A 15,394-nucleotide genomic window follows, 5' to 3' on the forward strand; every position below is an offset into this window, starting at 1 on the left:
ATCCTCATCAAAATAGTTCAGTCAGTATGTGAAAGGATAATGTAATGAATATTAAAAAAAAGACAAAAATATTACTGCTCAGTGTGTTAACTGAAAAAAATGCAATTATAACAGAAGAAATTGGTATCTGTTCTATTGCGGCATTTTTGGAAAAGGATGGGTTCGAGGTTGCGCTGGTGAATTCAACGCGTTCTTATTTGGACTTTAATAAGATTTATAACGATAAGCCAGATTTAATTGGAGTTACTATGTACTCTACAACAGAAAACGCTGTTTTTGAAACGTGCAAAACAATAAAAGAAAAGCTGCCAGATGTAAAATTTTCAATTGGAGGATACTGGCCTACTCTTTATGGAAAAAAGTTGCTAGAGAAATATAGCTTATATGATTATGCAATTTGTGGTGAAGGGGAATTGGCTTTTCGTGATTTGGCAAATGCGATTGAATTCGATGGAGATGTATCTGCAATAGGGAACTTGTTATATCGTGAGAATGACCAAATAATTGAGAATCAAAGACAAGAGCTAATTGAGGACTTAGATTCGCTACCCTTTCCAAGAAGAGACTTATTATTAAATAATAAACTTAAATATGCATACATATCGACAAGTAGAGGCTGCATGGCAAGCTGTAGTTTTTGCTGGCATCAAAACTTTTGGGGAACAAAAGTGCATAATAAGTGGAGAGGACGGAGTCCTCAAAATATTGTTACAGAGATAAAAGAAATAGTGAATAAGTACGGAGTTAACCGCTTTTGGTTTATTGATGACAGCTTTGAGGATTATAGGGCCAGTAACCCCAATCGCATGTGGGATATCGCACAGCTAATTGTGGATGAAAAACTGGATATAACCTATGAAACCTATTTTAGAGCAGAAGTATACAAACGGTTTGATACGGAAAAAATGAAATTGATTAAGGATTCAGGACTTGTTGGCATTGTATTTGGTACGGAATCCGGTAATGAGGACGACTTAAGATTATATAATAAACCGGCTTCTGTTATAGACAATTTACGCTCTATTGAATATTTTAGGGAAAATGATATTGCGGTTGATATAGGATTTATTAATTTTAACCCTTACTCCACTTTTGATAATCTGAGAAAGAATATTGATTTTCTTGAGAAAACCAAATTTGCCTCTGTATTATATTATATTGTAGAACGCTGCGGTATAACAGAATTTTCGTCATTATATTATAAATTAAAAAAGGATGGTCTTTTGATTGAGGAAGAAAATCTCGGATGCTATTCTTATCATTATTTGAATGAAGATATTGGAAAACTATCAAAATATCTATATTACAAATATCATGAAAATGAAAATTCCAAAGAGTATTTTTATGCTAAAAAAATTGGAAGCATAATAAGAGAAGAATTCAAAATTATAAATTATTTAAAAAGAAGCTTTGGGGAAAATAGTGAGGTCATTAAACAAATAATTATAGAAAATGAAAACAAAGCGTGGACATACTTAGAACGAATAAATCGCTCAAATGCACAATGTTTCAGAGAACTGCTAAACATGACGGAAAAAGGATTCGATTATACGAGTGCTGAGAACATAACGGAAGAATATTTAAATATAGAGTATATTAAAGAAATTAGTGCTTTACTTGAAAAAAATAGATTGGGACTTTATATGAGATTAAAAAATGAAGGAGTGCCTCCGGAATTGTATTTTAATCTTAAGTAGATGATTATTTGATAATTACTTTTTAGTTTTTAGAGTTTACATATTACGTCTTATAAAACAGAGCAAAAGCGGGTTTTTTAAAGTAATTATCAGGTTTATAATAAAGGTAGACTTTCAATTTGTTTCGGCGATTTAAAGTAGGTAAATAGAATGAGTATAAACAACTATGCGAGCTAATGGGTATCGTAATGGCGAAGCCTTGCTATATTGAAAAGATGAGGGTGAGATAAACATGGATTTAAAAAACGTTAATTTGCCAGGTATTGAAGATAAAAGTATTTATAATTGCTTTGAGCAGCAAGTAATGACTATATCCTATTACTTATATAAAGAATATTGGAAACTATTTTTAGAAAATTCATTCCAGTGCACAAATGGTGATTTCCAATACATAGAAGAAGCAATTGTGATAAATACGCAGATATGGGATAGAGCAGAAAAATATTATGGAATAGTTTGGGAACCTGTGGGTAGTGAAGAAGAACTGACCTTTGAAGAAGATGAAATCTACATTATTAAAATGAATGTAAAGGATTACCCTTTCACTACGAAAATAGAGGAAGTGGGAGAGCATTATTTTTTGATATATGGTAGGAGTCAGAATGGCTATTTGGTTAATGATAATTATTATAAAGTAACAGATTTTAATTTGGAGGCTGAACTCTATGCCAAAGGGGAGAAGAGCGTATATAGAATAAGAAGACATCCGGATTTTAAACCTTTACCGGATTATAAGGAGCATGTGATTCAAAAGTTGTCATGCAATTATCATGATGAAATAGAAAAGATAAGGCACTTAATAAGAGAAAGAGATGCATATAGGTATCATTCGGCGCTTCTATTTGACAAGATTCAAATAATTTATTCGCTCATTAAAAAAGATATTCTTGTGATAGAAACCAACTATGCAGAAAATCCATATATGAAGGAGTGTTTAAGAATCCTGGATGAGGTTGCTGATAATATCAAAAAGGTCTGGTTTTCTTTAATAAAAACCCAGTTGAAATATTCTGTTATCCCCAATGATAAAATTGATGATAAGTTTAAAGAGATTAGTCATTATCTAGCGGTTGAAAAACAGGTTAAGAATGAAATAATTCAATTGCTGTCAGCTAAAAACAGCTTAAAAGAAAGGTTGGAACTTCAGTTGCTGGAATATTTAGAAGCGGAAGAGGTCAGTGATTCACGTTCCATTTATGAAGACCACGAAGGCCTGGCTGTTATGCTGCTGCTTAATTACTGGGAAAAGAAAAATGATATCATAGAGCTTGATTATCATTTGTATAAGGAACTAAGAACTTATGGGCAATATAAATTAATGACTTATCGAAACATTCTTAGAGGTGGTATGTGAAATACATATTACTATTGCGTATAGATCCTTGTCATGAGAAAGGAGGTGAGAACTATGAAAAAAATCGAACTTGGTGTATTAAGTGCAGCAGCAGTTAAGGCACTTACCTAATTAGTCAGAAATGAAGGAAGTGGCAAGACTCTGTTTATATAAGGAGTTTTGCCACTTCTCATTTTCTTAGTAAAGCGATTTGAAAACGATTGTAAGGAGAAAAAATTATGAGCAATATAACAAATTATACAAGCAGTATATTAAAAATAATTGCAAATGTGATGGATATAGAAGAAAGTACGATTTCACTTGACAAGACTTTTGAAGAGATTGGCTTGGGATCGTTAGGCTTTATAAATATTATTGTTCAGTGTGAAACAGAATTCGACATCGAGTTTGGTGAAGATAAGTTCTTGATATCGGAGTTTCCACAAATAACTGATTTTGTATCCTATGTAGAATCATTAATACAATGAAGGGGAATATTAAAATGGAGTCCAAGATTCCTTATATAAAAGTGGTGGGAAGCTATAAAGAAAGAGGATTTAGTCATGGCAGTCAATGTGCTGAAATGATTAAGAAAAACATCGAATTATGTAAATCTTTATGCTGTATCTTAAGAAAATCAAGTTGGGAAATGTTATTACGTGATACGAAACGTTTTGTAAAATCAATCCGTAAATATGATTTGGATTTATATATAGAAATGGAAGCAATCGCCGCTGGTGCCGGAGTGACCACTGAAGAAATTATTTTTCTAAATGTACACACCGAACTTTTGAACCCAATCTGGAATAAAGCCTCTGTAAATGAAGGCTGTACAAGTATATACGTCGGACGTAAACGAACGGCTGGAAATAAGATATACCTTGCACAAACTTGGGATTGGATTCATGACTTTAAAGAAGTGTTGATTATTCTACATTCAGATGACCAAGAGGGGCATCAATTTATAACAATTACAGAAGCAGGAATTATCGGAAATATGGGTATCAATAATAAGGGGATTGTTGTTTTACTTAATTTTTTACCCATTAATGAACTAAATGTTGACGGGGTACCATACCATCTGCTACTAAGAAGAGTTTTAGAATCTAAAACCGTATTAGATGCCCAGTGTAATGTTATTCGTTCCCCGATTGCATTTGCATTAAACATAATTGTTGCTGATTCTTCTGATGAGGTTATTGATATTGAGCTCACAGCAAAAGGAATTGACTTACACTTTCCTGAAAATGACCGTTTAGTACATACAAATCATTTATTAAGTCGCAGGTTGAAGGTTAGAGAAGGAAAAAGTACATTTGAGTCGTCTGTTATGAGATTAGAAACTGCAATTGAAACACTTGATGAAGCAGAAATAATTGGAATAGATCATATAAAGCAGCTTTATTCTGTACACAAAAAAAAGGCACATGAGATATGCAGTCATTTAGTAGGTGACATTAGATCTTGTACTTTATTTACTGTAATTTTTGAGCAAATGGAGCAGGAGCTTTATATATCATTTGGACTGCCCTGTGAAAACGAATTTGTTAAGTATGATTTGAAGCAGTTATTTAATTAAAATGAGGTTAATAATGAAAGAGGAAAATATATTCAAAATCAAAAAGTTTGCCATGAGTATGAGGCAGATAGCATTAGAAATGTCATTGAATGCAGGAACAGACCGTGTCCATTTTGGCGGAGGTATATCTACCATCGATATATTAGCGGCTCTCTATGGAGAGGTGATGAAATTTAGAAAAGAAAATCCAACGTGGGAGGAAAGAGATCGTTTTATATTAAGTAAGGGACATGGGGTATTGGCATATTATGCGGCATTAAGCGAAGCGGGAATTATTTCAAAAGAAGAACTGCTGACCTTTAAAAAAAATCAAAGTGACTTATTAGGTCACCCAGTAATTAATAGAGAAAAGGGTATAGAATTTACAACGGGCAGTCTGGGTATGGGACTTTCACTAGGAATCGGAATAGCATTAGCTTTTCAGAAACAAAAGAAGAATAATAAGATATATGTTTTAATGGGTGATGGAGAATGTAACGAAGGTTCGGTATGGGAAGGATTTATGTCTGCATCACAGTTTCAACTGGATAATATAACAGTAATTATTGACAGAAACGGTTATCAACAAACCGGGAATACAAAAGATGTGATGGATGTTGGAGATATAGCTTTAAAACTAAAAAGTTTTGGTTGGGAAACAACCGAAATTGATGGACACAATGTCGAACAGATTCTTTCGGCATTGAAAAAGAAGCCAATACCTAATACACCACGAGCTATTATTGCAAAAACTGTAAAAGGTAAAGGTTTTTCTTTTTCAGAGAATAATATTACATGGCATGACGCTGTACTAACAAAGGAGCATTATAATATAGCACTTGAAGAGTTGAATGGAGACTAGATATGGAGATTACAAAAATAAATGCAAAGGTATGGTCTAGAATTGGTCAGCGTGAAACATTTGGTATGGCATTACTAGAACTAGCAAAAGAAAATAAAAATCTTATGGCCCTTACTGCAGATGTCTCGTCATCAGCTGGTCTAAACAATTTTATTAAATCATTGCCGGAGCAATTCATTGATGTTGGTATTGCAGAACAAAATATGATGGGGATTGCTGCCGGGCTTGCGAGTGAAGGATATGACGTTGTAACAACTACTTTTGCACCATTTCAGACAATGCGCTGTTTTGAGCAGATAAGAGTAAACTTGGGTTATATGCAAAACAAAGTATGTATGGTCGGATTGGCAAGTGGACTTTCCTTAGGAAACCTAGGAAGTACGCACTGTTGTTTTGAAGATATGGCAATTATGAGAGCAATACCAAACATTGCAGTTGTTTCACCTGCTGACTGTGGTGAAGTTGTTAAGGCATTGGAGCAAGCCGTTAAATATGACACCTCTGTATATATACGTTTGATGGGAAGGGAAAAAACACCTATTGTATATAAGGACGAGTATGAGTTCGAAATTGGTAAAGGAGTGTTACTTCGCGAAGGTAATGATCTTACTATTTTTTGCATAGGTACAATGGTTTCCCAAAGCTTGCAGGCTGCAGAAATATTGGAAGAGTATGGATACAAGCCTCGGGTTGTTAATATGCATACTGTGAAACCAATTGACCAGAATATGATTTTAAAAGCATGCGAGGAAACAAGATTGATTGTTACAGTAGAAGAACATAATATTGTCGGGGGATTAGGAAGTGCTGTTGCAGAATATAAATCGACATTACTTGATACTCCACCTCATTTATTCCTAGGAATACCTGATATCTACCCAAAAGGTGCTGGATATGAGGAATTGTTAAATCATTTTGAACTTACCGCAGACCAGATTGCTCGGAGAATCTTAAGTCAACTTGAAAGTGGGGGAATATAATGCTGTTTATCGAGAAAGTAATGAAAGAGATATGGAAGCCATATGCTGACGTATACAAAGATAAGTTGAAAGAATATAGTAAATACGACGAAGAAACACTGAAAGACATTATAAAAAAAGGAATCGATAATTATAAGTATCCTGCCAACACAAACCAGATTGTACGGATGACCAGTATGATATCATGTGGGTGCCCCCATTGGCGTGGTAATCATGCGTTAGGTGGTTGTAGTTTTTGTGATTTTTTTACACAGACATTTGAGGTGTTTATTTTGGCAGAGGCTTTAAAAAGAAAAAATGTAGCTTCCTATGCTGAAATGGTTCGTTATAGTTTTCAAGTACAAAGAGGCGAAAAGGTGAATCCACTGCCAATTGAGTTTATTACTGTTTTTGATACCATGAACGAAAATGAATTTGGCAATATCGTATTTAATGAACTTTTCTCAGATCCCCCATTGTATAATCAAGAAATAAGGACCTTAGTTTGTGAAACAAGAATTAATAGTATTACGGAAGAAGCTGTTCTGTTATGGAAATCTAAGGCAAGAGATGACTTAGTCATTGAAAGCGGCATAGAGGTGGGAAATGAGTGGTTACGAAATCATTGGTTAAATAAGAAAATTACAGATGTAGAAATGTATCAGGCATGGGATATTATACATAAAGCGGGATGCTCAGTAAACAGTGATATACTTTTTGGAATTCCGGGCATAACCGAAAGGCAATCGATTGAGTTATTTAAGTACACTTATAAAAAATTAACGGATTCAAATTCCTTTGTTGTGTCTCCTTTGCTCTGCAAAGGAAATGATTTACAGAGCAATATAATAAAACATTTTTCTGAAGATAAAGAAATGATTAGAATAGGAGTAATAAAAAAGGAATTATCAGGTATGCCACATATTCTTTCTTTATTAACTGCTTTTCATGAGTTATTTACTGAGGATGAAACATTAATAAAAAAATTAGGTTTAGCGCAGAGGCATTTTAGTGAATACTATTCAAAAATTATATATCGATTTCGGAAGAGTGAATATTATCCCCTAGTAGATTCTATTATTCAAGTTCTAACTAATATGTGTTTAACACAAAATATTGATGATCTAAGAGATTTGTATGATAAAATCATAAGAACCGATTTTTATCACAGATACTTAGAACAACTAAGCCTGGAATATGGTATGGAACAATTAAATGAAACATTACACATAGTAGCAAAAAAATTATCCAATGTATATTCGAATGAGGAAGGCTTTAAAGAATTTGAGAAAGAATTATCTGACTTTAATTTTCAGTACTAAAGTGTACAGATGGGAGAAACTATGAATTATCAAATACATGGGTATGATAAAGACTCAAAGTGGATTTCGGATATTCAAAGAATTAATGATAAATCATGGCCTAAATTCATGCAAGGTGAAAATGTAATGAGAAGTTACTGGGGCTTCTTGCTTAGCAGCTTCCATAAATATCAACATGTATTAGCAATTGACGATTTAATAGTTGCTGTAGTTAATTCTGCACCATTTAAACTTGGAGCAGATATATACAAATTACACGAAAATGGTATTTATTGGGGGTTGAAACAAATTTCTCATAATTATTATAACGAAGTGGAACCAGATACCCTAATGGCTTTACAAATTGTAGTAAATCCTGATTTCCAAGGGAAAAAGATTAGCTATGAATGTTTAAATCTTCTCAAATCACTTGCATATGAACAAGGTTTTGATAAAGTCGTAATCCCGATAAGACCTTCATTAAAACATTTATATCCTCTAATGGATATGACAGAATATATTGGTCTAAAAGATAAGGATGGATTTCCGTATGATCCCTGGCTGAGAGTACATATGAAAGCAGGGGGAAAAATAGTGAAACAATGTAGAGGAATATCAATACAGGCTTCCGTTTCGGAGTGGGAAGAGTGGACTGGATTACACTTTGGATTCTCAGGAGAATACGTAGTACCTGGGGCTTTAAAACCTGTATATGTAGATTTGCATAAAAATTTGGTTACGTATAGTCAGGACAATGTATGGGTAGCCCATTTTGTGAAATAACGGAGGTTTATTATGATTCAAATAGAACCTTTAAGTAATGAAGGGGAGGATTGTTATAAAGACATATTGGCTTCGGTAACGTGTAAGTATAGCAGTCAATATCTATTAATGTATAGTCAGGCGTGGTTCTTTGATTTTGATATTAATAAAAAAGAACCCCGATTAGGTGAAGCATTAATATATGATTGGGGAAATATAGAATTATTAATGGAGCAGCTGACAGGTATCAAAGCGAGAGAGGAATTAATTTCTCATGCAGAGGAGGCTTATAAACGTATTCATGAGAAGCTAGAGGAAGGATTGGTAGTTTCTTTTGTTATTAACATGAAGCAATGTTACTGGCATTCATGGAGTAAATTAAAGGATAAAGGACGAAATATACATATTATAACAGCATATGGAAAGGAAGAGAATTCTATCATATGTATGGATTGTCAGCCACCTATGAAGAATATAGTTATTTCGAAACAATTGTTTGTGGAAGGTTATGAGGGGAAATTAGTTACTTTTGAAAAATTATGCGACAAAGTAGAAAACATTAATTACTTTGAGTTAATGAGAAAACAGATTAACCGCCAGAATCAAAGCAAGTGGTTCTACAATTCTTTTTGTGCGATGCATGAATTTGCAGATTGTCTTAAAGATATAAAATTAGAAAATGAGTGTGTTGATGAAAATGAAGACGACTTTTTTTTCAGTCCAATATTTCATAACTTAAATACTTTAGCTATAGGACGAAAACAGTTCGGACGTTGTGTCTCCTATATTGATGAAGAATCGGAAATACTTGGACTTAATCATTGTGTTAATCAATTGTTTGAATGCAGTAATAACATATTACTAGTTAGAAGCTGGCTCATAAAAGCCCGTATTTCAGGTAGAACCAATGTACTGATTGAAAAAGCTTCTGATTTGCTGCATAAAACGGCAAATATTGAAAAAAAAATCGCTTCAGAGATTACAATGTGTTTAGGTGACAGGGGGATATAGGAGTGGATAGTAGATTACACATCATAAATAATTTAAATTACGATATACTATATCAATGTTACGATGATGTTTATCGTTATATAAAGAACCATAAAAGTATAGCGAAAGGAAAAAGGATTGCGATAAAACTGAATCTTGTAGGACCTCATAAACCAGAAGCGGCGGCAACAACTCATCCGGAGGTAGTAAGTCTAATTGTAGATATACTTATTTCTTTGGAATGTGAGGTAATGCTTTGTGAGGATATTGATGGTATATCCATTCTTGAGGAAACAAAAATATTACCTATATTAAAAAAGTATGGGCTCTCCTTTTATAATTTAAGAGAATATGGTTATAAGAGCATCGAAGCTTTTGGAGAAACATATCAATACTCTGAATTAATTGACACATGTGATGTATTTATTGAAATACCAAAGTTTAAGACGCATATGTTAACACACTATACTGGAGCAATAAAGAATTTATATGGTTGTATTAAAAGAAAACAGAGAAAAGATTTACATAAAAATATTGATGAGGATGATTTTGCTAAGATTATTTGTTCTGTTTATTCTATCAGAAAACCGGATATTGTTATTATGGATGCAATAACAGCTATGGAAGGATGGGGTCCTTCCTTAGGACAACCAAAATATCTAGGAAAACTAGTTTTAAGTACAGATGGAGTCCTGGTTGATTATTATCTTGTTCTAACAGCAGGTTTTAAACCAGAGCAACTAAAAACCTTGCAGAATGCTATAAAAAGACATCTTAGTGAATTCGCGTCTGAAGAAGATATTTTTCAGTACTGTAGTCCTTATGTGAAGGAAGAAAAATTTAATAGACTTCCAGTATATTTTGGCAGACAACGTGAAAAATATATTGAGATTTTACGAAGATCCTTGCATATCAACCAGGATGAATGTATACATTGCGGAAAATGTAAAGATGCTTGTCCTTTCAATGCAATCGACATGGAAAGTAATATGTATCAATGTAATTCTGAAAAGTGCAATTTATGTACCTGTTGTCTGGAATTATGTCCGGTGGGAGCAATTCGGCTCAGACTATAATATTTGATAATATAATTTGATATAGTGAAAAAATGTTTGCCATAAGTTGGAATTAGGTGAAATTTTACTTGAATATTTACAATAAATGAGGTATTATTGGGAATATAAGACAAAAATTGGATTATATAAAAAATACATAGTTTGGAGGTTTATTTTATGCAAAAAATGAGTAAGACACCGGAAGCGACTATTGTGATGGTACCAGCATTCAGGGCAGTATCCTCAGGTTATCAGGAGATGGGAAGCCTTTTTATGGACGGAGGGTTTTTTCAGAAGGTAAAACCCTTTGAACTCCCGCTCAATAATATTATGTTCAATAGTGCAGATTTTTTGTTGTATAGTGACGGAAAATTCAATTGGCTTTGGTCGGTGCAAGACAGTGTAACCGTGAAGGATGTTAACTCTTACGAGATAATTGATTTTCCCGGTGGACTCTATGCAACTGCGACTACCATAGATTCCGATATGGAAAGCCGGGATGCAGTCATAGAAAGAATGAAAGCATGGCTCGAAACCAGCGGTTTTGCCATAGATGACAGTCGTAATCATCAGCAGATGAGTCAAATGATATATTGTCTGGATGAAATTAAGGAAGAACTTGGTTATGAGCAGTTGCAAATTTATCTTCCTATAAAAAAGAGAATATAGCAGGTATTGATAAATGAAAACTATTTTGAAAGCAATGCGAATGAAGAAAATTGGAATACCCGATGATTTGTTGTATATATTTGAAGGCATTATTCAGTCATACAATGGAGACGAGTGCGATGTAAAGTTTATTGAAGCGATGAATCAGCATCTCACCGAAGAGCAGCGCTTTCAGCTTTGGGAATCTGACGGAGGCTGCAAAGGGACAGGGTATGATAAAGAACGAAAAGCATTTGCAATTGAGCATGCGGACAAACCTATATCTGAAAGATTAGAACTATATATTGCACAAATGAAAAAAAACTCTCATAACAAAATCGTCTTAAATGATAATAATACCATCACAGTTAACTTTACCTGTGATGGGTGTTGCAAAAATGTAGAGAAGGAAACATTTTCGCAAGCACCTGCTTCCTTTTACGGACGGTGTGCAGGAGGACGTTTGTATGAATACCAGAAAGCACTAGGGATAAAGCTTAAGATTAAATCAATCGATGTGTCTCCTCTTGGTGTAAATATTGAAAACCCTTGTGTGTTTACGTTTGATATTGTGGAATAAAATACATGTAATCGTAATAAGCACAATCTATATGTTTGATCGAATTAAATAATAATTACTAACACTTGACTAATCATCAGGTGTTTTTTAATTTAAGAAAATACAACGAATCACCCATAGTAAAAGGGTTTTAGTAGTAAAGAAAGGAGAATTTGTTTTGGATGGAATGAAAAAATATCCAGATTTTGATTTAAGGATGGAAAGAAGTGATTATAACGATTTTAACAACTTTTATAGTAAGCTGGAGAATAAGAAAGATATATTTTATATGTATTTTACAGCAGGGTTATTGCATTGGGTCAAAAAATCGTTATCATTTGTACCAGAATCTGTCAATGTTGTATTGATAGGTGCTGGCTTAGGAGAAGAAGAAAAGGAATGGATATGCGAAAATTATGAGTATCCTTATCACAATTTTAACAAGTGGTATTCAGATCACTATGTATGGGAAGTATTATTTTTAATCAATGAATATAGTTTTGGGTGGATTGATATAGATTGCTTTATATTCAATCCGGATTATTTCAAGAAAATAACTCAAATTGATAAGCAAACAGGAATAAATACTTTATTTTCATATAAGGATGTTGAGTTCGGAAATCACATATCTGATACTTTCTTTTTATTTATAAATATTGATGTGCTGCATACAATTTGGGAACAAATACAAGTAAGTCCGGTCGCATCTAAACCAGACCAACCAGATGATGGAAGTTTAGGGTTGTTAAAAGTGATACAAGAGGATGAAAATGAAATAATTAAAAAGGTTATGTCATCGGATGAAAATGGATATGCATTAACACCAAAATGGAATAATACAATGACAAGATTGAAGTTCTATGATTCTACAATTGTATACCAGTTAACTTTAATTGCCTTAGGTTATGAAATAAAAAATATAAATGAGTTTTGTAATGAAAAGCAATCTAAACAGGCAATGCATATTGGCGCATCATCGTATTACCGAATCATTGATACCAACAAACCGGCTTTTTTAAAGCAATATAGGATGACAGCTATTATAAACGGACTGATTCATCAGCAGTTTGTTAACAGTTTGCCAAAAGAGTATAAGCTAAGGGGGCGATTAATTAGAAATGACTTCATTAAAACAGGATTAAATGAGGAGGAGAGAAAAGAGTTTTTATACAGAATGCGTGATGATTTAAATATAGAACATCAAGCCTTTGAAAGACTCATCAATGAATGAAAAATAATGTGAACTATCTTTATTCGGGAAAAACCATGTTAATAAATACATTTGCCATTTTGGGTGAATTTGATTGCAATAATTATGATCTGTTTTGTACAGAGTTGAATGAAAATATAAAAGAAGCATTGGTAAGTATACGTAATAATCCTGAAAATGCAATGATTCATAACAAAATCACGAAACTTCTTTATAGTGAACTGGCTTATTTTGACTTTAATAAGTATATTAGCTTTTATGTAACAATTGAATCCATCCAAACAGAAAAAATCATAATGGATATAGGGTTTTCTGGTATTTTTAAGATGTGGATAAACCAGGAACCAATCTGTATTGGAATGGAATTTCAACAGCGGAAATTTATCAACTTATTACTTAAAAAGGGTAAAAATGAAATTATTATTGAGTACATAAATCAAAGAGATAATATATTAGCACATGGCTATATTCAAATATATAATTATGAAACCGTATTAAGAGGTAAAATTTTTCCCTCATTAGCTAATAAGGTATTAAATAGTAAAATAGAAGTCATTTCGAAATATGATGCAGATGAAGGAATTCTGGAGTTTATGCTTTTATGTCCTAAAGATTTAAGCATACAAGCGGAGTATATAAATCTAGATATGGATGAAAGAGAAAAAGTTGAATTAAGAGGGCTTACAAAATATAGAATAGGCTTTGAACATTATAAAGAGAGAATATTTCATTTTGGTATCAAATTGAGAGACGAAGATGACTTTATAAGTTTAGCAGTTAATTTGCCAGAAAGAGAGTTATCAATACTGTATGATATGGCAGAGACTTATAAATATGAGGAGTATCCACAAAGTGGGATTATGGTTCGAGGGCTTCTTAAAAAATTAGCGAAGACCTATTTACCAATGAAGAGGCGATATGATTTAGCCAAACTATTACATAATATTTTGAATAAATATCAGGTACATACAGATAGAAAATATTATCTTTCGGATATTGATTCTTCTGTACAAGAAGTGATTGTTAAACTGCCGGATGATTACGAGGATACAATTTCTTATCCTTTAGTGTTGTATTTAGTAGATAAAGAAGAAGCTTTCTTCAGCGAAACTATATCTGATTATACCGGATATATTTTGGCTGATTTTTACTGTGGGGGTATTTTGGGTGGCGGATATATGAGTGAGGCTAGATACCTAGAAGTTTTAAAATACCTATTTGACAATTACAACATAGATAAGAATAGAATTTATATGATTGGTCAAAGTCATTCTAGTTTTGACCTGTGGTTTTTATTGGAGACTCGTCCAGATTTAATTGCAGCGGCCTTCATTATATCGGGATCGCCCAAATACGACAACATAAGGAATGTATCAAACCAACACATTACCAATGTTATATCTAATTATGATTATAATTACATAAATAATTATGGTGTAATTAAAGATACATTAAAATCAAACAGATATCAAGAAATTGAGTTAAAAGATATTATACATGATTCTTTGTCTGACTATACTTTATATCCTATCTTGGATTTCTTTCATGGGAAACAAAGAGAAGAGTATCCAAGAGAGATACATTTTAGGACAGAAATGAATCGATATTTGAAGTCATATTGGATTCGTGCTTATGGTATTACTTACGGGAAAACTTACTTAAGACTCAGCGCAAAAATTGTATCAAACGATGTGATACAAATAGCAGCAGAAAACGTAGTGGGTTTTGAAATAAAACTACCTCCAATCGTAAATAAAAAGAAATTTGTTATAGTTGTTAATGAAGAATCATTTGAATTTGCTAACTATTGCGAAAAGTCTGTAATATTCTCCTTTGATATTAATAATCAGTATATGAGAGTCAATAGATGGTCATTACCCATTCGTTATCGGAAAGGCTTAGGAATTTTAGATGTATTTACGGCTCCACTTAAAATATATATACCAGAAAACCATAGTAGAATAGTATTCGATACCGCAGAAAAATTTTCTTCACCATTAACCTATGGAGTTATCAATAAATTTGACATAAAGTATCCGATTGATTCTATAAAGAATTATGATGCCAGCCAATGTAAAAACCATAATATGGTATTTATTGCTGTTAATAACAATATTCAAGACATAGAACAATACTTTGGAACGAATATGAGAATACCAATTAAAACGTATTCCGATTATTTTCAATATAAAGATAGAAAATATTTTGAAGATTACTGTATTCTACAAATCATAGCAAATCCAGATGACAATGAAAGAAGTATTCTTTTTATTCATGCAAATAATGAAAAATTATTGCAACGAAATTTATTAACGAGAAATGTTATTATTCCATTTATGTTTAATGGTTTTCATTCTTATTATCATAATGAAGCTGTTGTTATGTATAAAAATAAATATTATGCAATTTATGAATGGGGCAATGATTTAACAGAAATATAATATACCTAAATAAAGGAGA

14 protein-coding genes are annotated in these 15,394 nt (G+C 32.6%); all 14 read left to right on the forward strand.

What is annotated here, in order from left to right; genetic code table 11:
* Positions 1-44 precede the first annotated feature (44 nt).
* The 14 genes from acsn021_RS08635 to acsn021_RS08700 all read left to right on the forward strand — a co-directional run bounded on the left by acsn021_RS08635 (position 45) and on the right by acsn021_RS08700 (position 15,375).
* Positions 45-1,697, forward strand: coding sequence for a B12-binding domain-containing radical SAM protein (locus acsn021_RS08635; RefSeq protein WP_207725106.1), 1,653 nt, complete (start codon positions 45-47; stop codon positions 1,695-1,697).
* 232 nt (positions 1,698-1,929) lie between these two features.
* Complete coding sequence (locus acsn021_RS08640; protein ID WP_184091384.1) at positions 1,930-3,051, forward strand: hypothetical protein; 1,122 nt, start codon at positions 1,930-1,932, stop codon at positions 3,049-3,051.
* 218 nt (positions 3,052-3,269) lie between these two features.
* Positions 3,270-3,518, forward strand: a complete 249-nt coding sequence (locus tag acsn021_RS08645; RefSeq protein ID WP_184091382.1) for an acyl carrier protein — start codon at positions 3,270-3,272, stop codon at positions 3,516-3,518.
* A 14-nt stretch (positions 3,519-3,532) separates the two neighbouring features.
* Positions 3,533-4,609 (forward strand): C45 family autoproteolytic acyltransferase/hydolase, encoded by a 1,077-nt coding sequence (locus acsn021_RS08650; RefSeq protein ID WP_184091380.1) that lies wholly within the window; start codon positions 3,533-3,535, stop codon positions 4,607-4,609.
* A 13-nt stretch (positions 4,610-4,622) separates the two neighbouring features.
* A complete protein-coding gene (locus acsn021_RS08655) occupies positions 4,623-5,450 on the forward strand; it encodes a transketolase (protein ID WP_243167794.1) in 828 nt (275 codons plus the stop codon).
* Between the two features lie 2 nt (positions 5,451-5,452).
* Complete coding sequence (locus tag acsn021_RS08660; RefSeq protein ID WP_184091378.1) at positions 5,453-6,430, forward strand: transketolase family protein; 978 nt, start codon at positions 5,453-5,455, stop codon at positions 6,428-6,430.
* A complete protein-coding gene (locus acsn021_RS08665) occupies positions 6,430-7,731 on the forward strand; it encodes a radical SAM protein (protein WP_184091375.1) in 1,302 nt (433 codons plus the stop codon). Before acsn021_RS08660 ends, acsn021_RS08665 begins: the two co-directional genes overlap by 1 nt.
* 21 nt (positions 7,732-7,752) lie before the next feature.
* Positions 7,753-8,493 carry a hypothetical protein gene (locus acsn021_RS08670; protein ID WP_184091373.1) on the forward strand — a complete coding sequence of 247 codons (741 nt, stop codon included), beginning with the start codon at positions 7,753-7,755 and terminating at the stop codon, positions 8,491-8,493.
* 12 nt (positions 8,494-8,505) lie between these two features.
* The gene (locus tag acsn021_RS08675) at positions 8,506-9,483 is read left to right on the forward strand and encodes a hypothetical protein (RefSeq protein WP_184091371.1); all 978 of its coding nucleotides are present in this window, start codon (positions 8,506-8,508) and stop codon (positions 9,481-9,483) included.
* A 2-nt stretch (positions 9,484-9,485) separates the two neighbouring features.
* Complete coding sequence (locus tag acsn021_RS08680; protein ID WP_184091369.1) at positions 9,486-10,538, forward strand: DUF362 domain-containing protein; 1,053 nt, start codon at positions 9,486-9,488, stop codon at positions 10,536-10,538.
* Positions 10,539-10,694: 156 nt separating this feature from the next.
* A complete protein-coding gene (locus acsn021_RS08685; RefSeq protein ID WP_184091367.1) occupies positions 10,695-11,186 on the forward strand; it encodes a GyrI-like domain-containing protein in 492 nt (163 codons plus the stop codon).
* A 13-nt stretch (positions 11,187-11,199) separates the two neighbouring features.
* On the forward strand, positions 11,200-11,745 hold the full coding sequence (locus acsn021_RS08690) for a hypothetical protein (protein ID WP_184091365.1): 546 nt from the start codon (positions 11,200-11,202) through the stop codon (positions 11,743-11,745).
* 157 nt (positions 11,746-11,902) lie between these two features.
* Positions 11,903-12,955 carry a hypothetical protein gene (locus acsn021_RS08695; RefSeq protein WP_184091363.1) on the forward strand — a complete coding sequence of 351 codons (1,053 nt, stop codon included), beginning with the start codon at positions 11,903-11,905 and terminating at the stop codon, positions 12,953-12,955.
* A 35-nt stretch (positions 12,956-12,990) separates the two neighbouring features.
* A complete protein-coding gene (locus tag acsn021_RS08700; RefSeq protein WP_184091361.1) occupies positions 12,991-15,375 on the forward strand; it encodes a hypothetical protein in 2,385 nt (794 codons plus the stop codon).
* The last annotated feature ends 19 nt before the right edge of the window (positions 15,376-15,394 follow it).

This window comes from Anaerocolumna cellulosilytica (assembly GCF_014218335.1).
Classification (GTDB): domain Bacteria; phylum Bacillota; class Clostridia; order Lachnospirales; family Lachnospiraceae; genus Anaerocolumna; species Anaerocolumna cellulosilytica.